Origin of the sequence: Agrococcus sp. UYP10, from assembly GCF_040547205.1 — a bacterium.
In the GTDB taxonomy this organism is placed as follows: Bacteria; Actinomycetota; Actinomycetes; order Actinomycetales; family Microbacteriaceae; genus Agrococcus; species Agrococcus jenensis.
The window spans coordinates 2,483,610-2,501,961 of sequence record NZ_JBEPPG010000001.1; the positions used below are offsets into that span (position 1 = coordinate 2,483,610).

Annotated in this window: 20 protein-coding genes; 14 read left to right on the plus strand and 6 right to left on the minus strand. The window is 72.8% G+C overall.

Annotated elements, in window-relative coordinates:
• The first annotated feature begins 110 nt into the window (after window positions 1-110).
• Genes ABIB37_RS12165 through ABIB37_RS12185 form a run of 5 tightly spaced genes read left to right on the plus strand, consistent with a single transcriptional unit; the run spans window position 111 to window position 6,027 of the window.
• On the plus strand, window positions 111-1,178 hold the full coding sequence (locus ABIB37_RS12165; RefSeq protein WP_354260716.1) for a substrate-binding domain-containing protein: 1,068 nt from the start codon (window positions 111-113) through the stop codon (window positions 1,176-1,178).
• 8 nt (window positions 1,179-1,186) lie between these two features.
• On the plus strand, window positions 1,187-2,779 hold the full coding sequence (locus tag ABIB37_RS12170; RefSeq protein WP_354260718.1) for a sugar ABC transporter ATP-binding protein: 1,593 nt from the start codon (window positions 1,187-1,189) through the stop codon (window positions 2,777-2,779).
• On the plus strand, window positions 2,776-3,765 hold the full coding sequence (locus tag ABIB37_RS12175) for an ABC transporter permease (protein ID WP_170165631.1): 990 nt from the start codon (window positions 2,776-2,778) through the stop codon (window positions 3,763-3,765). The genes ABIB37_RS12170 and ABIB37_RS12175 overlap by 4 nt, the downstream gene beginning before the upstream one ends.
• Window positions 3,762-4,733 carry an ABC transporter permease gene (locus ABIB37_RS12180; protein ID WP_354260720.1) on the plus strand — a complete coding sequence of 324 codons (972 nt, stop codon included), beginning with the start codon at window positions 3,762-3,764 and terminating at the stop codon, window positions 4,731-4,733. Before ABIB37_RS12175 ends, ABIB37_RS12180 begins: the two co-directional genes overlap by 4 nt.
• Before the next feature lie 43 nt (window positions 4,734-4,776).
• Window positions 4,777-6,027, plus strand: a complete 1,251-nt coding sequence (locus ABIB37_RS12185; protein ID WP_354260722.1) for a Gfo/Idh/MocA family protein — start codon at window positions 4,777-4,779, stop codon at window positions 6,025-6,027.
• A 60-nt stretch (window positions 6,028-6,087) separates the two neighbouring features.
• Here the strand turns inward: ABIB37_RS12185 and ABIB37_RS12190 are convergent, their stop codons facing one another.
• Entirely contained in the window at window positions 6,088-6,735 is a 648-nt protein-coding gene (locus tag ABIB37_RS12190; protein ID WP_354260724.1) for a biotin transporter BioY, read from the minus strand.
• 78 nt (window positions 6,736-6,813) lie between these two features.
• Between ABIB37_RS12190 and ABIB37_RS12195 the strand changes: the two genes are divergently transcribed.
• The 5 genes from ABIB37_RS12195 to ABIB37_RS12215 all read left to right on the plus strand — a co-directional run bounded on the left by ABIB37_RS12195 (window position 6,814) and on the right by ABIB37_RS12215 (window position 11,698).
• Window positions 6,814-7,569, plus strand: coding sequence for an isocitrate lyase/PEP mutase family protein (locus tag ABIB37_RS12195; protein ID WP_354260726.1), 756 nt, complete (start codon window positions 6,814-6,816; stop codon window positions 7,567-7,569).
• Between the two features lie 170 nt (window positions 7,570-7,739).
• Complete coding sequence (locus ABIB37_RS12200) at window positions 7,740-9,302, plus strand: ABC-F family ATP-binding cassette domain-containing protein (protein WP_456516031.1); 1,563 nt, start codon at window positions 7,740-7,742, stop codon at window positions 9,300-9,302.
• A 21-nt stretch (window positions 9,303-9,323) separates the two neighbouring features.
• Window positions 9,324-9,983 carry a trimeric intracellular cation channel family protein gene (locus ABIB37_RS12205; RefSeq protein ID WP_354260730.1) on the plus strand — a complete coding sequence of 220 codons (660 nt, stop codon included), beginning with the start codon at window positions 9,324-9,326 and terminating at the stop codon, window positions 9,981-9,983.
• Between the two features lie 66 nt (window positions 9,984-10,049).
• Entirely contained in the window at window positions 10,050-10,718 is a 669-nt protein-coding gene (locus ABIB37_RS12210) for a MerR family transcriptional regulator (RefSeq protein WP_354260732.1), read from the plus strand.
• Window positions 10,715-11,698, plus strand: a complete 984-nt coding sequence (locus ABIB37_RS12215) for a hypothetical protein (RefSeq protein WP_354260734.1) — start codon at window positions 10,715-10,717, stop codon at window positions 11,696-11,698. Before ABIB37_RS12210 ends, ABIB37_RS12215 begins: the two co-directional genes overlap by 4 nt.
• Here ABIB37_RS12215 and ABIB37_RS12220 read toward each other — a convergent pair whose 3' ends face one another.
• From ABIB37_RS12220 to ABIB37_RS12230, 3 genes are read right to left on the minus strand one after another with little or no spacing between them, the layout of a single operon-like run.
• Window positions 11,699-12,499 (minus strand): SURF1 family cytochrome oxidase biogenesis protein, encoded by an 801-nt coding sequence (locus ABIB37_RS12220; RefSeq protein ID WP_354260736.1) that lies wholly within the window; start codon window positions 12,497-12,499, stop codon window positions 11,699-11,701. It abuts the gene before it with no gap.
• Window positions 12,499-12,735 carry a hypothetical protein gene (locus ABIB37_RS12225; protein ID WP_245989893.1) on the minus strand — a complete coding sequence of 79 codons (237 nt, stop codon included), beginning with the start codon at window positions 12,733-12,735 and terminating at the stop codon, window positions 12,499-12,501. The genes ABIB37_RS12220 and ABIB37_RS12225 overlap by 1 nt, the downstream gene beginning before the upstream one ends.
• Entirely contained in the window at window positions 12,732-13,094 is a 363-nt protein-coding gene (locus ABIB37_RS12230) for a DUF3099 domain-containing protein (RefSeq protein WP_354260738.1), read from the minus strand. The genes ABIB37_RS12225 and ABIB37_RS12230 overlap by 4 nt, the downstream gene beginning before the upstream one ends.
• A gap of 80 nt (window positions 13,095-13,174) precedes the next feature.
• Here ABIB37_RS12230 and fabG point away from each other — a divergent pair, with 80 nt between their 5' ends.
• On the plus strand, window positions 13,175-13,882 hold the full coding sequence (fabG, locus tag ABIB37_RS12235) for a 3-oxoacyl-ACP reductase FabG (protein ID WP_354260740.1): 708 nt from the start codon (window positions 13,175-13,177) through the stop codon (window positions 13,880-13,882).
• A 34-nt stretch (window positions 13,883-13,916) separates the two neighbouring features.
• Window positions 13,917-14,309, plus strand: coding sequence for an SRPBCC family protein (locus tag ABIB37_RS12240; protein ID WP_354260742.1), 393 nt, complete (start codon window positions 13,917-13,919; stop codon window positions 14,307-14,309).
• An 11-nt stretch (window positions 14,310-14,320) separates the two neighbouring features.
• On the opposite strand, the gene serB is transcribed toward ABIB37_RS12240, so the two are convergent.
• Both serB and glgC read right to left on the minus strand, forming a co-directional pair.
• Window positions 14,321-14,965 (minus strand): phosphoserine phosphatase SerB, encoded by a 645-nt coding sequence (gene serB / locus ABIB37_RS12245; RefSeq protein ID WP_354260744.1) that lies wholly within the window; start codon window positions 14,963-14,965, stop codon window positions 14,321-14,323.
• Window positions 14,962-16,200, minus strand: coding sequence for a glucose-1-phosphate adenylyltransferase (gene glgC / locus ABIB37_RS12250; protein WP_123697894.1), 1,239 nt, complete (start codon window positions 16,198-16,200; stop codon window positions 14,962-14,964). Before glgC ends, serB begins: the two co-directional genes overlap by 4 nt.
• Before the next feature lie 80 nt (window positions 16,201-16,280).
• On the opposite strand from glgC, the gene glgA reads away from it, so the two are divergent.
• Entirely contained in the window at window positions 16,281-17,492 is a 1,212-nt protein-coding gene (gene glgA, locus ABIB37_RS12255) for a glycogen synthase (protein WP_354260746.1), read from the plus strand.
• Between the two features lie 46 nt (window positions 17,493-17,538).
• Window positions 17,539-18,324, plus strand: coding sequence for an ABC transporter ATP-binding protein (locus ABIB37_RS12260; protein WP_354260748.1), 786 nt, complete (start codon window positions 17,539-17,541; stop codon window positions 18,322-18,324).
• Window positions 18,325-18,352: the final 28 nt, after the last annotated feature.

Sequence of the window (18,352 nt, forward strand, 5' to 3'; positions counted from 1 at the left end):
TCACGATTCGGACACGGTGCTAGGCGTCGCCGCACGGTCGTGCAACACTGGCCTCAACATTTTTCGCAGTCTGCACGAAAGTGCGGACACGGATGCAAGGAGGCATCGACATGCGACAGCGCGCACTCGGATTCGCGGCTCTGGCGACGGCAACCCTCGTCGTCGCAGGCTGCTCGACCGTCTCGAACGAGCCGGCCCCCAGCGGATCGGACGCAGCAGCGGCCGGCCCCTTCACCATCGGCATCAGCAACGGCTTCGTCGGCTCCGAGTACCGGACGCAGATGGTCGCCGACATCGAGGAGGCGGCCTCGGAGTACCAGGAGGCCGGCACGCTCGAGGATCTCGTGCTCGAGAACGCCGACACCGACGTCAACGGCCAGATCCAGCAGGTCCGCAACCTCATCAACGCCGGCGTCGACGCGATCATCGCCGACCCCAACTCGGGCTCCGCGCTCGACCAGGTGTTCCAGGAGGCGACCGACCAGGGCATCCTCGTCTTCGCGATCGACCAGGCCGTGACCGCCGAGAGCGTCATCAACGTCGGCATCGACCAGGAGCTGTGGGCCGAGACGAGCGCCGAGTGGCTCGCCGAGAAGGTCGGCGACGGCGGCAGCATCGTCGCGGTCAACGGCATCTCGGGCCACCCGGCCAACGAGGCCCGCTGGGGCGCGGCGCAGGCCGTGTTCGAGGAGGCCGGCGTCGAGGTGCTCACCACCGCTGACGGCGGCTGGGACCAGGCGACGGGTCAGCAGGAGATGGGCAACCTGCTCGCGACCTACCCGGACATCGACGGCGTCTGGACGCAGGACGGCATGGCCCTCGGCGTGCTGCAGGCGCTCATCGCTGCCGACAAGCAGGACGAGATCGTGATGTCGGGCGAGGCCCGCAACGGCTTCCTCCGGCTCTGGAGCGAGCAGGCCGACGGCTTCGAGTCGATCGGCGTCGTGAACCCCCCGGGAACGGGCGCGACCGCGCTGCACATCGCCATGGCGATGCTGCAGGGCGCCGAGCTCGACGAGTCGCAGCTGCAGGACGGCCACAACATCGTGCTCGAGCTCGAGGAGGCCGTCACGGCCGAGAACTTCGACGAGATCTGGGGCGAGGTCGAGAGCCAGCCCGACACCTACGTGCTCGACTCGGTGCTCTCCGCCGAGGACGTCCAGCAGTTCCTGCAGTAGGACCGACGATGACCGAGACCTCGCCGCTCGTGCGCCTCAGCGGCGTGCACAAGCGCTATGGCGGCGTCCGCGCGCTGCGGGGCGCGAGCCTCACCGCAGCGGGCGGCGAGGTCCACGGCCTGCTGGGCCCGAACGGCTCCGGCAAGTCCACCCTCGGCAAGGTGCTGGCCGGATCCGTCCGGCCCGACGAGGCCGAGATCGAGCTCGCGGGGCAGCCGGTGCGCATCGGCTCCCCGCGGGCCGCGGCACGCCTCGGCGTCGCCGCCGTCTACCAGCAGCTCAGCCTCGTGCCGGAGCTCACCGTCGGCGAGAACCTCGTGCTCGGCAGCGAGCCCGCGACCGCGGGCTTCCTGTCGGGGCGCGCAGCCCGCAAGCGGGCGCGGCCCGTGCTCGAGCGGCTCGCGCCGGCGCTCGGCGCCGTGCACGCGGACCAGCCCGTGCGGGAGCTCACGCCCGGCCAGCAGCAGCTCGTCGAGATCGGCAAGGCGCTGCTGCGGGAGCCGCGCATCCTCATCCTCGACGAGGCGACCGCCTCGCTCCACCGCGACCAGGTCGCGGTCGTGTTCGAGATCGTGCGCGAGCTGCGCGACCGCGGCGCCGCCGTGCTCTTCGTCTCGCACCGGCTCGACGAGATCACCGAGCTGTGCGACCGCGCGACGATCCTCCGCTCCGGCGAGACGGTCGCCGAGACCGCGATGGCCGGCACCACGCCCGACGGGCTCGTGCAGCTCATGGTCGGCGACGTGCAGGCGGTCGAGCGCGAGCACGGCGAGCGGCCGAGCGGCCGCGTGCGCCTCACCGCGCGCGGCCTCGCCGGCGGCGCGCTGCGCGGCGTCGACCTCGAGGCCCGTGCGGGCGAGGTCGTCGGCCTCGGCGGCCTGCAGGGCCAGGGCCAGTCCGAGCTGCTGCTCGCGCTCTTCGGCGCGACCGCCGCCACCGGCGACGTCGAGGTCGACGGCGAGCCCGTCCGGCTCGCGTCGCCGCGCTCCGCGGCGGCGCGCGGCATCGCGCTCGTGCCCGGCGACCGCGGCACGCAGGGCACCCTGCCGCCCCGGCCCATCCAGGAGAACCTGGCGATCGCGAGCCTCGGGCGCCGCACCCGCGCGGGCGTGATCTCCGCGCGGCGCGAGCGCACCGCCGCCGAGTCGATGGTCGAGGCGCTCGCCATCAAGATCGGCGGCCTCGGCGACCCGATCTCGAGCCTCTCCGGCGGCAACGCCCAGAAGGTCGTGTTCGGCAAGTGGCTGCTCACGGAGCCGGGGGTCGTGCTGCTCGACGACCCGACGAAGGGCGTCGACGTCGGCGCGAAGGCCGAGATCTACCGCATCATCCGCCGCATGGCCGACGACGGCGCGACCGTCATCATCAACTCGAGCGAGGACCGCGAGCTCGTGACCGTGTGCGACCGGGTGCTCGTGCTGTTCGAGGGCGCCGTGCGCGCCGAGCTCGTCGGTGACGAGATCACCGAGGAGCGGCTCGTGCAGGCGGCGCTCGTGATCGGCGAGGGCCAGCAGGCGCCGGGCCAGCAGACCCAGGCCCAGCAGCCAGCCCGCGCACACGGCGAGACCGCACCGGACGACACCCACGAGGGAACCCCGTGACCCAGACACCCACCGTCGCAGCCATCGAGGAGCGCCGGCCGCTGACCGAGCGGCTCGGCCGCGTGCGCGTCGCCTCGTGGGCGACCGCTGCGCTGCTGATCGTCGCCGTGGTCGCGGCCGTCGCGCTGCAGCCCAACCTCCTCAGCCCGTACGGCGTCGCCTCGACATTCGCGACCTTCCTGCCGCTCGTGCTCGTCGCGGTCGCGCAGGCGATCGTCGTGATCGGCGGAGGCCTCGACCTCTCGGCCGGCGCGATCGTGGCGCTCTCGAGCGTCGTCGCCGTGCAGGTGATGCAGGGCGAGGCGGGCAGCGTGCCGCTCGGCTTCCTCACCGCGATCGGCGTCGGCCTCGCGTGCGGCATCGTCAACGGCCTCGTCGTCAGCCGGCTGCGCCTGCAGCCGCTCATCGCGACGTTCGCGACCGCATCCGTCTTCTCCGGGCTCGCGCTGCTCGTGCTGCCCTCGCCGGGTGGCACGGTGCCCGCCATCATCACCGGCACCTTCCGCCAGGCCGTCGGAGGCGTGCCCGTCTCGGTGCTGCTCGTCGTCGCGGTCGCGGCCGGCTGGCTCGTCGTGCGGCACCTGCGCATCATGCGGCACATCCGCGCCACCGGCGGCGGCCCCGCGGCCGCGTTCGCGTCGCTCGTGCCCGTCGCGGGCGCGCAGCTCGCGTCCTACGCGATCTGCGGCGTCATCTGCGGCCTCGCCGGCCTCGCCGTGCTCGGCAACTCCGGCTCGGGCGACCCCTTCATCGGCGGCGACCTCGCACTCAACAGCGTCGCGGCCGTCGTCGTCGGCGGCATCGCGCTGCGGGGTGGCATCGGCTCACCCATCGGCGCGATCGCGGGCGCGATCACGCTCTCGCTCGCCTCGACGATCCTCTTCGCGCTGAGCCTGCCCACCTCGTGGCGCGCGCTCGCCGCGGGCCTCGTCGTCATCCTCGCGCTCGCGCTGAGCGCGCTCGGCGCACCTAGGCGGCAGCGATGAAGCCCACGACCGCGACCCGCGCGCGCACCCTGCTGCGCGACCCCGTCGTCATCGCTGCGATCATCGCGATCCTGCTCGTCGTCGTCGGCGGCATCCTCAAGCCGGGCTTCGCCTCGCCCGACCAGATCGTGAACATGCTCCGGGTGGCGTCGTTCCTCGGCATCATCGCGATCGGCCAGACCATCGTCGTGCTCTCCGGCGGCGAGGGCATCGACCTCTCGGTCGGCACCGTCGCGACGCTCGGCGCGATCCTCGCGAGCCGCACCATGAACGGGTCGGATGCGCTGCTCGTCCCCGGCATCCTGCTCGCGGTCGGCGTCGCCGCCCTCATCGGCCTCGCGAACGGCCTCGGCATCGTGCTGCTGCGCATCCCGCCGTTCGTCATGACGCTCGGGATGCTCGGCGTGGTCGGCGGGCTCATCCTCGTCGTCACCGGCGGCGTCGCCGACGGCCGCGCAGCCCCTTCGCTCGTGCAGCTCGTGAACGGCCGCGACGTGCTCGGCATCCCCGGCATCCTGCTCGTCTGGGCGCTGCTCGCCGTCGTCGTGACGCTCGTGCTGCGGCGCACCACGTTCGGCATGCAGCTCTACGCGACCGGCTCTGGCCGCGAGGCCGCCAGGCTCTCGGGCGTGCCCGTCGGCCGGGTGACCGTGACCGCCTACGTGCTCAGCTCCATCTTCGCCGCGCTCGGCGGCATCGCGATGGTCGGCTACTCGCAGCAGGTCTTCCTGAACCTCGCGAACGACCTGACCCTGCCGTCGATCGCCGCCGTCGTGATCGGCGGGACGCTCGTCGCCGGCGGCGTCGGCGGCTACCTCGGCAGCGCGATCGGCGCGATCGTGCTGACCGTGCTCACCAGCCTCCTGACGACGCTCAGCATGCCCGAATGGGCGCGCATCGTCGTGCAGGGCGTCGTGCTCATCGCGCTGCTGGCGGTCTACGGCCGCCAGCGCAAGCTGCGCACCTGATCCGCAGCCCCTGCTGCACCCCGTGATCGAGAGGATCCCCACCATGGCTCAGCGCTCCGTGCTCGGCGTCGGCATCATCGGCGCCGGCTTCATCGGCGAGTTCCACGTGCGCTCGTGGACCGGCGTGCGCGACGCCGACGTCGTCGCCGTCGCCTCCCGCACCCGCGAGAGCGCCTCGCGGCTCGCGACCATCGCCGAGGAGATCGGCGTCGGCACCGACGTGACCGCGCACGACGACGTGCGCTCGCTCGTCCGCGACGACCAGGTCGACGCCGTCTGGGTGCTCACCCCGAACGACTCCCGCCTCGAGGTCATCCGCGCGATCGTCGAGGAGGTGCGGGGAGGTGCGGCGCTCACCGGCATCGCGATCGAGAAGCCGCTCGGCCGCACCGTGGCCGAGGCGAGGGAGATCCTCGAGCTCGTCGAGTCGGCGGGCCTGCTGCACGCCTACCTCGAGAACCAGGTCTACTCGCCGGCGATCACGCGCGCGCACGAGCTCGTCTGGCGCCGCGGCGCGAGCGAGGCCGGCACGCCCTACCTCGCGCGCTGCGCCGAGGAGCACTCGGGCCCGCACAAGGCGTGGTTCTGGGACGGCGCCAAGCAGGGCGGCGGCGTGCTGAGCGACATGATGTGCCACTCGGTCGAGGCGGGCAGGTACCTGCTGACCCCGCCCGGCGTCGATCCGGCCGACTGGCTGACGCCCGTCTCGGTGACCGCGAGCATCCAGTCGCTCAAGTGGGGCCGACCGGCGTACGCCGAGCAGCTGCTCGAGCTCTACCCGGGCGCCCCCGACTACCGCGAGCGTCCGAGCGAGGACTACGCCCGCGCGGCGTGGGAGTTCGTGAACGGCGACGGCGAGACCGTCATCGCCGAGGGGACCACCTCGTGGAGCTACGTCGGTGCGGGGCTGCGGCTCTCGTTCGAGCTGCTCGGCCCGGAGTACTCGATGCACTCCGACACGTCGTCGACCGAGTCGAAGGTGTTCCTGTCGCGCGCCATCGGCCAGGGCGTCGGCGAGGACATGCTCGAGAAGCAGAACGCCGAGCAGGGACTCATGCCGGTCGTGGCAGACGAGGCGGCCACCTACGGCTACACCGGCGAGAACCGGCACGTCGCGGCGTGCTTCCTGCGCGGGGAGCAGCCGATGGAGTCGCTGCGGAACGGCGTGGCCGTGGCCGAGCTGCTCATGGCCGCCTACCAGTCGGCGCAGACGGGGCAGACGGTGCGCTGGCCGGTCGACCTCACCGACTTCGTGCCGGACGTCGCGCAGGGCACCTGGAACCCGCGCCGCTGATCGCAGCCGGGAGCACGACGAAGGCCCGCGCGCGAGCGCGGGCCTTCGTCGTGGATCGGGTCAGCCGACGCGGCGGTCCATCGCGCGGACGCCCGCCCACGCGGCGGGCATGAGGGCAGCGGCGAGCGCCCACTTCACGACGCCGCCGACGATGAACGGCAGGAAGCCGAGGGCGAGCGCGCCGGCGAGGTCGACGGGCGCGCCCATCGCGGCGAGGACGGCGGCCATGTAGGGGATGCCGAACGCGAACGGGATGAGGCTCGCGGCACCGAAGAGCGCGACGGCGAGCAGCGGGCGGCGGTCCCAGCGGCGCTCCGCGAGCCAGCCGACCACCGCGGCGGTCGCGACGAAGCCGATGATGAAGCCGAAGCTCGGCTTGCCGATCGCAGCGATGCCGCCGGTGAAGGTGGCGAAGATCGGGGCGCCCGCGACGCCCAGCACGAGGTATCCGACCATCGCGGCGACGCCGCGGCGGAACCCGAGGGTCGCGGCCACGAGCATGACGCCGAGCGTCTGGCCCGTGATCGGGACGGGCCACATCGGGACCTCGACCTGCGCGAGCGCGGCGACGACGGCGATGCCGGCGGCGACGAGCAGCACGTCCTTGACGAGCGTGCGCTGACCGACGAGCACGTCGGCGAGCACCGGCTTCGCGAGCACGGCGGCGGCGGATGAGGAGCGGCGGGGGAGCGGGCGCGGCGCAGTCATGCCGCCAGCCTAGGGGTGCGGCGGTCCCGCGCACCGCATCCACAGGCCCGCGCTGCCGACGGCCCATACGATCGGCCCATGAGCGATCTCTCCACCAAGGCCACCGCACTGCTGACGATGCACGACGAGTTCGTCGTGCTCCCCACCGCGTGGGACGCGTGGTCGGCGCGCACCCTCGTCGACGCGGGCTTCGCCGCCATCACGATCGGCAGCCACCCGCTCGCCGAGTCGCGCGGCCAGGAGGACGGCGAGGGCATGACCCTCGACGACGCGATGGAGGGCATCGCCCGCATCGTCGCATCCGTCGACGTGCCGGTCTCGGCCGACCTCGAGTCGGGCTACGGCGCCGAGCCCGCGGAGCTCATCGAGCGGCTGCTCGAGGCGGGCGCGGTTGGCCTCAACGTCGAGGACACCGTGCACGGCGAGGGCCGGATGCGCGAGGCGCAGGAGCACGCGGACTACGTCGCGGGCCTCCGCGCCGCGGCCGACGCCGCAGGCGTCGACGTCGTGATCAACGCCCGCACCGACGCCTTCGCGCGACCGGAGCTGCACGGCGGCGACCCGCTCGAGCAGGCGATCCTGCGCATGGAGCTCGCCGAGCAGGCCGGCGCGCGGTCGCTCTACCCGGTCAAGCCGCCGACCCCCGAGGCGCTCGCCGCGATCCTCGCGCGGGTGTCGCTGCCCGTCAACGTCACGGCGCACCCCGTCAAGGGCTCGGTCGTCGGCCAGCTCGACGAGATCCGCGCGAGCGGCGCCCGGCGCGTGACGTTCGGGCCGCTGCTGCAGGCGGCGCTCACGGAGTCGATCCAGGAGCTCGTGCAGCCGTGGCGCTGACGGTGTTGCGCTGACCGGCGCTGGGGAGCGGGTGCGGGGCCGCTCGACCCGCTGGTAGGCTGGACGGCTGGCTCGCTCAACGCGAGCCGGCCCCCCACCCACTTCGAGAGAGGCTCCCGCGCGTGATCGCCGTGTCCGGATTCGAGCTCTCCGTCGGCCCGCGGACGCTCATGACCGACGTCTCCTTCCGCATCGAGCGGGGCGACAAGATCGGCCTCGTCGGGCGCAACGGCGCCGGCAAGACGACGATGACGAAGGTGCTCGCCGGCATCAGCGACGACCGCGACGGCCACACCTTCTCCGGCAAGGTCGAGCGCAGCGGCGAGATCGGGTACCTGCCTCAGGACCCGCGCTCGGGCGACCCCAAGCAGACGGCCCGCCGACGCATCCTCGACGCCCGCGGCCTCGGCGAGCTCGTCGAGGGCATGCGGCTCGCGACCGAGCAGATGGGCGAGGGCGGCACCGTCGCCGACGAGGCGATGCGCCGCTACAGCCGGCTCGAGGACCGCTTCCTCGCGCTCGGCGGCTACGCGGCCGAGGCCGAGGGCGCAGCGATCGCGTCGAACCTGCAGCTGCCCGACCGCATCCTCGACCAGCAGCTCGAGACGCTCTCCGGCGGTCAGCGCCGCCGCATCGAGCTCGCGCGCATCCTCTTCTCCGGCGCCGACACGATGCTGCTCGACGAGCCGACGAACCACCTCGACGCCGACTCCGTCACGTGGCTCCGCGAGTTCCTCAAGGGCTACCAGGGCGGCCTGCTCATCATCAGCCACGACGTGCAGCTCGTCGAGGAGACCGTCAACCGCGTCTTCTACCTCGACGCCAACCGGCAGGTCATCGACATCTACAACATGTCGTGGAAGCTCTACCTGCGGCAGCGCGAGGCCGACGCGGAGCGCCGCAAGCGCGAGCGCGCCAACGTCGAGAAGGCGGCGAGCCAGCTCGAGATGCAGGCCGCGAAGATGGGCGCGAAGGCGTCGAAGGCCGTCGCGTCGAAGCAGATGGCGAAGCGCGCCGAGCGGATGCGCTCCGGGCTCGAGGACGAGCGCGCCGTCGACCGCGTCGCGAAGCTGCGCTTCCCGAAGCCCGCGCCGGTCGGCAAGACGCCGATCATGGCGCGCGACCTCTCGAAGTCGTACGGCTCGCTCGAGATCTTCACCGCCGTCGACCTCGCCGTCGACCGCGGCTCGCGCGTCGTGATCCTGGGGCTCAACGGCGCAGGCAAGACGACGCTGCTGCGCATCCTGGCCGGCGTCTCGCAGAGCGACACCGGCGAGATCGACCGCGGGCACGGCCTCAAGGTCGGCTACTACGCGCAGGAGCACGAGACCCTCGACGTCGAGCGCTCGGTGCTGTCGAACATGCTGTCGGCCTCGCCCGAGATCACGTCGACCGAGGCGCGCCGCGTGCTCGGCTCCTTCCTGTTCACCGGGGACGACGCCGACAAGCCCGCGCGCGTGCTCTCGGGCGGCGAGAAGACGCGCCTCTCGCTCGCGATGCTCGTCGTCTCGAGCGCCAACCTGCTGCTGCTCGACGAGCCGACGAACAACCTCGACCCCGCGAGCCGCGAGGAGATCCTCGGCGCGCTCGGCGCGTACGAGGGCGCCGTCATCCTCGTCAGCCACGACGAGGGCGCGGTCGAGGCGCTCGACCCCGAGCGCGTGCTCATCATGCCCGACGGCACCGAGGACCTCTGGAGCCCGGAGTACCTGGACCTCATCGGCCTGGCCTGACGCGAGAGACGAGGAGCTGCGATGGAGGAGCCCACCGGCTGGCTCGCCGTGGTCCGCGACGCGTTCTCGGCGATCGGCATCCTCGCCTTCGCGATCTCGGGCGCGCTGCTCGCGGTGCAGAAGCGCATGGACGTCGTCGGCATGGCGGGGCTCGCGGTCGTGACGGCGACGGGCGGCGGCATGCTGCGCGACGTGCTCATCGGCGCGACGCCGGTCGCGGCCCTCGTGGACTGGTGGATGCTCGCGGTCGCCCTGGGCGGCGCGCTCGTCGTGCTCGCCCTGCACCGCTGGATGGAGCGACTCGATCGGCCCGTGCTCGTCTTCGACGCGATCGGACTCGGCATCTTCGCGGTGGAGGGGGCGCGGAAGGCGATCGAGCACGGCGTCGGTCCGGTCGGCGCCGCCTTCGTCGGCATGCTGACGGGCATCGGCGGCGGCATGCTGCGCGACGCGCTCGCCAACGACATCCCGGCCGTCTTCCGGCGCGACTCCCGGCTCTACCTGCTGCCCGCGCTCGTCGGCTCGAGCGGCGCTGCTGCCGCCGTCGCCCTCGGCTACGGCCACTGGCTCGTGCTCGCCATCATCGCCGCCGTCGTGACGGCGCTGCGCATCATGAGCGAGCTGCTGCGCTGGCACGTGCCAGCGCTCAAGACGGAGGCGATCCCGACGATCCGGGACTGAGGCGACGCGGCTCGGCCGACGCGATCCGCTATTGACAGCGGCGCTATCGACAGCGACACTATCGACATGCGGATCGGTGAGCTCAGCGAGCGGACAGAGGTCAGCAGCGCCTCCATCAAGTTCTACGTGCGCGAGGGACTGCTGCCGCCGCCGGAGCGCGTCGGCTACAACCGCTCCGAATACGACGACAGCCACGCGGCCCGCCTGCGGCTCATCCGGGCGCTGCTCGAGACCGGCGGCCTGAGCGTGCAGGCCGCGCAGCGGGTGCTCGCGGCCGCTGACGACGAGTCGGTGCCGATCCTCGACCTCATGCGCACGGCGCAGGCCGCCATCCCGGTCCCCGAGGCCGCGGCCTCGCCAGAGTCGATCGCGGCGGTGCGCGCGGTCGCCGACCGGATGGGCTGGTCCACCCACGACGAGAACCCGGGGATGCTGCAGTCCGCGCGCGTGCTCGACGCCTACCGCGCACTCGACCTGCCCGAGCTGGCCGGCCTGCTCGAGCCCTACGCGCGCGCCGCCGACGAGGCGGCCCGCGCGGAGCTCGCCGTGACCGTCGCCGCCCCGGACCGCTCGCGCATGGCGGCGATCGTCGCCGTCGGCACCGTGCTCGGCGACGCGCTCATCGCCGGGCTGCGCCGCATCGCCCAGGAGGCCGCGGCGCACGCGGCCATGCGCGACTCCGCTCCGCAGGCCGCCGAGCTGCGCGACGGCCAGCTCGACCGGGAGCGGTCATGACGCAGCGCCCGATCGTCCAGCGCCTGACCACCCAGCGCGTGCTGCGCCACCGCCTGCACCGCCCGCTGATCGCCCTCACCGCCCTCATGGGCATCACCGGGGTCGCGAGCATGGTGCTCGCCATCGTCGCGCCGGTCGAGATCCTGGGCGCGAACGGGTGGCTGAAGCCGGTGAAGTTCTCGATCTCGATCGCCATCTTCGCGGCCACGATCGCGCTCATCCTCGACACGCTGCCGCGGCGGCGCTGGCTGTGGTGGCTCGGCACGGCGATCGCGCTGCTGCTGCTCGCCGAGCAGGTCGTCATCGTGGCGGCCGTCGCGCAGGGGAGCACGAGCCACTTCAACGTCGCGACGGCCGTCGCGAGCACGCTCTACTCACTCATGGGCGCCTCGATCGCCGCGGTCTGGGTGCTCACGCTCGTGCTCGGCGTGCTCGTCTGGCGCCGTCGCGACGGGGACCCGGCCCGCCGCGCAGCGCTGCGGGCGGGCATCGTGGTGGGGCTCGCCGGGATGGGGCTCGCGTTCCTCATGACCGGCCCCACGAGCGCCCAGCTGAGCGACTTCCAGGGCGTCGCCGGTGCCCACGCGGTCGGCATCGCCGACGGGGGAGCCGGTCTGCCGCTGCTCGGCTGGTCGGTCGAGGGCGGCGACCTGCGCGCGCCCCACTTCATGGGGATGCACGCGCTGCAGGGCCTGCCGCTGCTCGTGTGGGGGCTCGAGGCCCTCGCGCGGCGCGTGCCGTTGCTCGCGAGCGTCAGGACGCGCACGCGGCTCGCGTGGATCGCGGGCACGGCCTGGGCGGGCGCCACCGCGATCACCCTCTGGCAGGCGCTCCGCGGGGAGTCGATCATCGCCCCGAGCGCGCCGGTCGCGACGGCGACCGCGCTGCTCGCGGTCGGCATCCTCATCGCGACGGCTTCCGTGCTCCGGTCGCCGCGCGTGCCCGAGGCCGGACGCCGCGCGCCGCAGCCCGTCGCCTGATCAGCGACGGTCGAGGATGTCGTCCTCGATGTCGGCGTCGCTGCGGCGCCGCCGCACCGGCGCGTCGACGGGCGTCGCCTCTGCGCGGCGCGCGTCGCGCAGCGCCCACCAGAGCGCGGCGAAGCCGCCGAGGGCGAACACGTACCACTGCAGCGAGTACGAGAGGTGCGGCCCCTCGTCGAGCACGGGGCGGGTCGCGACCGCGACGTCGGTCGGCACGTCGTCGCCCTCGGTGACGAGCAGTCCGTAGGCGCCGGTGTAGACGGGTGCGCCGAGCGCTGCGGCGAGCGACGGCAGGTCGACCGAGGCGATCTGCCCGACGGGCGCGCCGCGCCCCGCGATCGTGCCCTCGTTCGGTCGCAGCCGAGCGACCACCGTCGTCCGGCCCGCGGGCGTCGCGGGGGCCGAGACCGGCTGCTCCGCGCCCTCGGCCTGGTCGATCCATCCGCGGTCGACGACGAAGACGGTGCCGTCGGTGGTGCGGAACGGCGTGATCACGTCGAAGCCGACCTCGCCGTCGCGCCAGCGGCCGCGCAGCAGCAGCTGCTCCTCGACGAGGTACTCGCCCTCGACGACCACCGGGGTCCACTGCTGGTCGATGTCGAACGCGTCGATGGCGGGCAGGACATCCGCGACCGCCGCGGGTGCGCGGTCGTAGTTCGACTCCAGCCGGTCGATCGCTGCGAGTGCCTGCTCGCGGCGCTGCCACTGCCAGACGCCCAGCGCGCAGCAGACGATCGCGAAGACCACGGCCATCGCGAGGTAGCCGAGCCAGCGCGGCTCGCGGAGGAGGCGCAGCATCAGGCGACCCGCTCGACCGTCTCGCCGAAGGCGGTGATCGTGACGGGGAACGCGCGCGACCGCAGCCAGGCGGCGAGCGACTCGCGATGGGCATCGCACGCGGCCCAGGTCTTCACCCGGTCGACGTCGTGGATGCGCGGATTGCGCCAGTGCACCGCGTGCACGGCCGGCGCCGTGCAGCCCGCGGCGGAGCAGCGCGTGCCCGTGTCGCCATCGAGCATCGAGAGCAGGCTCACGCCGTGGGCTCCGTCCTCGGCGATCCGTCGCTCGGCTGCGCGGGACCGCCTCGATGAGCCGCGTCGTCCGGATCGGCGAGTCCGTCATGGTGCGTCGGTGCGGCGGGCAGAGCGTTCGGCGAGATCCGACCCTGGTCTGCAGGCCCGCGCGTCGTGGCGTTGGCGATCACCACCGCGAAGTAGGGCAGGAACACCGCGAAGAAGGCGGGAATGAGCTTCCACCAGTCCGGCACCACGAAGAAGACGCCGAGGGCCGCGACGCGCACGAGCATCAGGATCAGGTACAGCCGGAATCGCCTCTGACGTTCCTCGTCAGGGGAGATCGGGAGGTCGGTGATCGACGCGGATCGCTGTCGCATGGCTCTTGCCACTCTACGCGCGCGCATGCGGCGGCGTCTGTGCTGTGGGCGGAATCCGGCCGAGCCATAGGCTGGCGGGCATGACCTCTCGCACCGTGCTCGTCACCGGCGGCAACCGCGGCATCGGCCGCGCCATCGCCCAGTCCTTCCTCGATGCCGGCCACCGCGTCGCGATCACCTCGCGCGACGGGTCCGGCCCGGAGGGCGCCCTCGCGGTCGCCGCGGACGTCACTGACGCCGCATCCATCGACGCCGCGTTCACGCAGATCGAGGCCGAGCTCGGGCCGATCGAGGTCGTCGTCGCCAACGCGGGCATCACCCGCGACACGCTGCTCATGCGCATGAGCGAGCAGGACTTCACCGACGTCGTCGACACGAACCTCGGCGGCGCATTCCGCGTGGTGCAGCGCGCGTCGAAGGGGATGCTGCGCAAGAAGTGGGGACGCATCGTGCTCATCTCGAGCGTCGTCGGCCTCTACGGCGGGCCCGGTCAGGTCAACTACGCGGCCTCGAAGGCCGGACTCGTCGGCATCGCCCGCTCGATCACGCGCGAGCTCGGCTCCCGCGGCATCACGGCCAACGTCGTCGCGCCGGGCTTCATCGAGACCGACATGACCGCGGCCCTCGACGACGCCACCCAGGCCGAGTACAAGCGGGCCATCCCGGCCGGCCGCTACGGCAGCCCCGAAGAGATCGCCGGCGTCGTCCGCTGGATCGCGAGCGACGAGGCCGCCTACATCTCGGGTGCCGTCATCCCGGTCGACGGCGGCCTCGGCATGGGCCACTGAGGCCCCCTCGGGAACCGACGGATCGGAGCCGATCGTGGAGAGCCGCCACCTGAGCGTCGTCATCCGGCGCGATCCGCACGCAGTCGCGGCGTTCGCGGGCGACCCGCAGCGGCTGCCCGACTGGGCCGCAGGCCTCGCCGCGGGCGAGCCGCGCGTCGATGGCGATGTGCTCGTCGTCAACTCGCCGATGGGGGAGGTGCGGGTGCGGTTCGCGCCGCCCAACGACCTCGGCGTGCTCGACCACGAGGTGACGCTGCCCGACGGCACGGCCGTGCACAACCCGCTGCGCGTGCTCCCGCATCCGCTCGGCGCGGAGGTCGTCTTCACGCTGCGGCGCCTCGACGGCGTGACGGCGGATGCCTTCGAGGCCGATGCGACGGCCGTCGCGGCCGACCTCGAGCGGCTGCGGGCGCTGCTCGAGGGGTAGGCCCGGCAGCGTCAGTCGGGCAGCAGCGCGAGCAGCTCGCGGAAGTCGGGCACGTCGACGACGTGCGTGGCCTGCGCCCGCACCGCGGGCTTCGCGCAGAACGCGACCGAGATGCCGGCGACCGCCATCATGAGCAGGTCGTTGGCGCCGTCGCCGACCGCCATGATCCGCTCGCGCGGCACCTGGAGGTTCAGGCGCAGCGACTCGAGCGTGTCGCGCTTCGCCGCGCCGTCGATCACGGGGCCGATCGAGCGGCCGGTCAGTCGGCCGTCCGCGACCTCGAGCCGGTTGGCGCGCGTGTGCTCGACGCCCAGCTCGGCGGCGAGCGGGTCGAGCACCTCGTGGAAGCCGCCGGAGACCGCGGCGATCGCGCCGCCGCGCTCGTGGACGGCGGCGATGAGCTCCGGCACGCCGGGCGTGACGGTGATCTGCGCGCGGGCTTCGTCGACGATCGACGCGGGCAGCCCCTCGAGCACGAGCAGCCGCTCGGCGAGCGACGCGGCGAAGTCGATCTCGCCGCGCATCGCGCGCTCGGTCACCGCGCCGACGTGGCGCTCGGCATCCGGGCCGACGGCGCGCGCGAGCAGCTCGATGACCTCGTCGCGGATGAGCGTCGAGTCGACATCGGTGACGACCAGCAGGCTGGCCGTCGTCACCGCATGATCTTCTGGCCCTTGCCGACCGTCACGATGCCGGAGGTCGAGATCGCGAAGCCGCGCGCCCGATCCGCCTCGTGGTCGACGCCGATCTGGACCCCGGGGCCGATCTCGACGGCCTTGTCGATGATCGCGCGGCGCACGACCGCGCCGGCGCCCACGTGCACCTGGTCGAAGAGCACCGCGTCGGAGACCGTCGCGCCCGCATCGATCGTGCACCAGGGCGAGACGACGCTGCGGACGATCGAGGCGCCCTGCACGACGGAGCCCGCGCCCACGATGGCCTCGTTGACGTCGGCCGCGCGACCCCACGCGTCGCGGGTGAACTTCGCGGGCGGCGCGTTGACCGTCTGCGTGTAGATCGGCCACTCGCGGTTGTAGAGGTTGAAGATCGGCAGCGCCGAGATGAGGTCCATGTGCGCGTCGAAGAACGACTCGATCGTCCCGACGTCGCGCCAGTAGTACTTGTCGCGCTCGGTCGCACCCGGCACGGTGTTGTTCTTGAGGTCGTACATCGCGGCCTCGCCGCGCTCGACGAACCAGGGCACGATGTCGCCGCCCATGTCGTGGCCGGAGCCCTCGAGCTCGTTGTCGACGGTGACGGCCTCGACGAGCGCATCCGCGTCGAAGACGTAGTTGCCCATCGACGCGAGCACCTCGCCGGGTCCGACCGCGTAGGCGGTCGCGTCGGCCGGCTTCTCGTGGAAGGCCTTGATGAAGCCGTCGCGCTCCTCGTCCTCCTCGATCACGCCGAACTGGTTGGCGAGCTCGATGGGCTGGCGGATGCCGGCGACCGTCGCGCGCGCCCCGGAGGCGATGTGCGCGTCGATCATGTCCCGGAAGTCCATCCGGTAGACGTGGTCGGCGCCGACCACGACGACGATGTCGGGCTTCTCGTCGGCGATCAGGTTGAGCGACTGGAAGATCGCGTCGCCGGAGCCGGCGAACCAGTGCTTGCCGGTGCGCTGCTGCGCGGGCACCGACGTGACGTAGGCGTTCAGCATCGACGACATCCGCCACACCTGCGAGATGTGGCGGTCGAGCGAGTGCGACTTGTACTGCGTGAGCACGACGATCTGGCGCAGGCTCGAGTTGATGAGGTTCGAGATGGCGAAGTCGATCAATCGGTAGGCACCGCCGAACGGCACGGCGGGCTTGGCCCGATCCGCGGTCAGCGGCATCAGCCGCTTGCCCTCGCCACCGGCCAGCACGATCCCGAAGACCTTCTTGTCCATAGGCGCCACCCTATGTGCCCCGTCTGAGGATGACTAGACAATGCCCGCCGGGCTGCGCGCCGCACGGGTAGCGTGTGGCCATGCGCATCGACCTGCTCACCAAGGAGTACCCGCCGGCCGTCTACGGCGGCGCCGGCGTCCATGCCGCCGAGCTCGTGAAGGCGCTGCGGCGCTCGATCGAGGTGCAGGTGCGCTGCTTCGGCGCCGCCCGCGACGAGGCCGATGTCACCGCCTACGACGTGCCGGCGGAGCTCGCGTCCGCGAACGGCGCGCTGCAGACCCTCGCGGTCGACCTGCAGATCGCCGACGCCGTCGCCGGCAGCGACCTCGTGCACTCGCACACCTGGTACGCCAACGAGGCCGGCAGGCTCGCGCAGGAGCTGCACGGCATCCCGCACGTCGTCACCGCGCACTCGCTCGAGCCGCTGCGCCCCTGGAAGTCGGAGCAGCTCGGTGGCGGCTACCGCATCTCGAGCGACATCGAGCGCCGCGCCTACGAGGCGGCCGACCGCGTCATCGCCGTGTCGGACGGCATGCGCGCCGACATCCTGCGCTCGTACCCGGCGCTCGACCCCGAGCGGGTCATCACGATCTACAACGGCATCGACCTCGAGGACTGGGCGCCCAACCCGGATGCCGACCGCGCCCGCGAGCTGGGCCTCGACCCGGCCCGCCCGTCGGTCGTCTTCGTCGGCCGCATCACGCGCCAGAAGGGGCTGCCGCACCTGCTGCGCGCGGCGAGCGCGCTGCCCGACGACGTGCAGCTCATCCTCTGCGCCGGCGCACCCGACACCCCCGAGATCCTCGCCGAGGTCAAGGCGCTCGTCGCCGAGCTGCAGACGACCCGCGAGGGCGTGGTGTGGATCGACGAGGTGCTCCCGCGCACCGACCTGCGGGCGCTCCTCACCCACGCGACCACGTTCGTCTGCCCGAGCGTCTACGAGCCGCTCGGCATCGTCAACCTCGAGGCGATGGCATGCGGCGCGCCTGTCGTCGGCAGCGCGACCGGCGGCATCCCCGAGGTCATCGACGACGGCGTGACGGGATTCCTCGTGCCGATCGACCAGGTGCAGGACGGCACGGGCACGCCCACCGACCCCGACCGCTACGTCGCCGACCTCGCCGACGCGCTGACGCGGATGGTCGCCGACCCCGAGGCCGCACGGCGGATGGGCGAGGCCGGCCGGGAGCGCGCCCGGGAGCGCTTCGACTGGGGCCGGATCGCCGACCAGACCCGCGAGGTCTACGAGACGGTGATCGCCGAGCGGGCGGCAGGCACGGCGCGGCGCTGACCGTCGCGGCGAGGAAGAGCCCCGGGCGATCGGTAGGCTCGCAGGCATGGCCAGCGTCCTCGAGCTCACCGACGTCTCGTTCGTCCGGAACGGCAACCGCATCCTCGACAACGTCTCCTGGACGGTCGACGAGGCCGACCGCTGGGTGATCCTCGGCCCGAACGGCGCCGGCAAGTCGACGATCCTGCAGCTCGCCGCGGCGAACCAGCACCCGACGTCCGGCACGGTCGACCTGCTGGGGGAGCGGATCGGCAAGGTCGACGTCTTCGAGCTCCGCACCCGCATCGGGCTCGCCGCCACCGGGCTCGCGCGGCGCATCCCCGCGACCGAGCGGGTCGGCGATGTCGTGCTCACCGCCGCCTACGCCGTCACCGGCCGGTGGCAGGAGCGCTACGAGTCGTTCGACCTCGAGCGCGCCGCCGAGGTGATGGATGCGTGGGACCTCAGCGCGCTCTCGACCCGCACGTTCGGCACGCTGTCCGACGGCGAGCGCAAGCGCGTGCAGATCGCGCGTGCCGTGATGACGGATCCCGAGCTCATGCTGCTCGACGAGCCCGCCGGCAGCCTCGACCTCGGCGCGCGCGAGTCGCTGCTGCAGTCGCTCGAGGACTACGCGTCGAGCAGCCTCGCGCCGGCGATCGTGATGGTCACGCACCACGTCGAGGAGATCCCGCCCGGCTTCACCCACGGCATGCTGCTGCGCGACGGCGGCATCGTCGCCGCCGGGCCGCTCGACGAGGTGCTGACGGACGCGCGGCTCACCGAGACCTTCGGGCTGCCGCTCGAGGTGCGGCACGAGAACGGCCGCTGGTCGGCGCGCGCGCCGCGCTGAGAGTCGCCCACCGCCCGCATCTTTGATA

Excerpts from the sequence above, each read along its gene's own strand:
- ABIB37_RS12200 (WP_456516031.1), top strand. The coding sequence starts at position 7,740 with ATGACCGACGTCTCCTTCCGCATCGAGCGGGGCGACAAGATCGGCCTC.
- ABIB37_RS12210 (WP_354260732.1), top strand. The coding sequence starts at position 10,050 with ATGCGGATCGGTGAGCTCAGCGAGCGGACAGAGGTCAGCAGCGCCTCC.
- ABIB37_RS12230 (WP_354260738.1), bottom strand. The coding sequence starts at position 13,094 with ATGCGACAGCGATCCGCGTCGATCACCGACCTCCCGATCTCCCCTGAC.
- glgC (WP_123697894.1), bottom strand. The coding sequence starts at position 16,200 with ATGGACAAGAAGGTCTTCGGGATCGTGCTGGCCGGTGGCGAGGGCAAG.
- ABIB37_RS12180 (WP_354260720.1), top strand. The coding sequence starts at position 3,762 with ATGAAGCCCACGACCGCGACCCGCGCGCGCACCCTGCTGCGCGACCCC.
- ABIB37_RS12220 (WP_354260736.1), bottom strand. The coding sequence starts at position 12,499 with ATGCTGCGCCTCCTCCGCGAGCCGCGCTGGCTCGGCTACCTCGCGATG.
- ABIB37_RS12205 (WP_354260730.1), top strand. The coding sequence starts at position 9,324 with ATGGAGGAGCCCACCGGCTGGCTCGCCGTGGTCCGCGACGCGTTCTCG.
- ABIB37_RS12185 (WP_354260722.1), top strand. The coding sequence starts at position 4,777 with ATGGCTCAGCGCTCCGTGCTCGGCGTCGGCATCATCGGCGCCGGCTTC.
- ABIB37_RS12170 (WP_354260718.1), top strand. The coding sequence starts at position 1,187 with ATGACCGAGACCTCGCCGCTCGTGCGCCTCAGCGGCGTGCACAAGCGC.
- glgA (WP_354260746.1), top strand. The coding sequence starts at position 16,281 with ATGCGCATCGACCTGCTCACCAAGGAGTACCCGCCGGCCGTCTACGGC.
- ABIB37_RS12215 (WP_354260734.1), top strand. The coding sequence starts at position 10,715 with ATGACGCAGCGCCCGATCGTCCAGCGCCTGACCACCCAGCGCGTGCTG.
- ABIB37_RS12195 (WP_354260726.1), top strand. The coding sequence starts at position 6,814 with ATGAGCGATCTCTCCACCAAGGCCACCGCACTGCTGACGATGCACGAC.
- ABIB37_RS12190 (WP_354260724.1), bottom strand. The coding sequence starts at position 6,735 with ATGACTGCGCCGCGCCCGCTCCCCCGCCGCTCCTCATCCGCCGCCGCC.
- ABIB37_RS12260 (WP_354260748.1), top strand. The coding sequence starts at position 17,539 with ATGGCCAGCGTCCTCGAGCTCACCGACGTCTCGTTCGTCCGGAACGGC.
- ABIB37_RS12165 (WP_354260716.1), top strand. The coding sequence starts at position 111 with ATGCGACAGCGCGCACTCGGATTCGCGGCTCTGGCGACGGCAACCCTC.
- fabG (WP_354260740.1), top strand. The coding sequence starts at position 13,175 with ATGACCTCTCGCACCGTGCTCGTCACCGGCGGCAACCGCGGCATCGGC.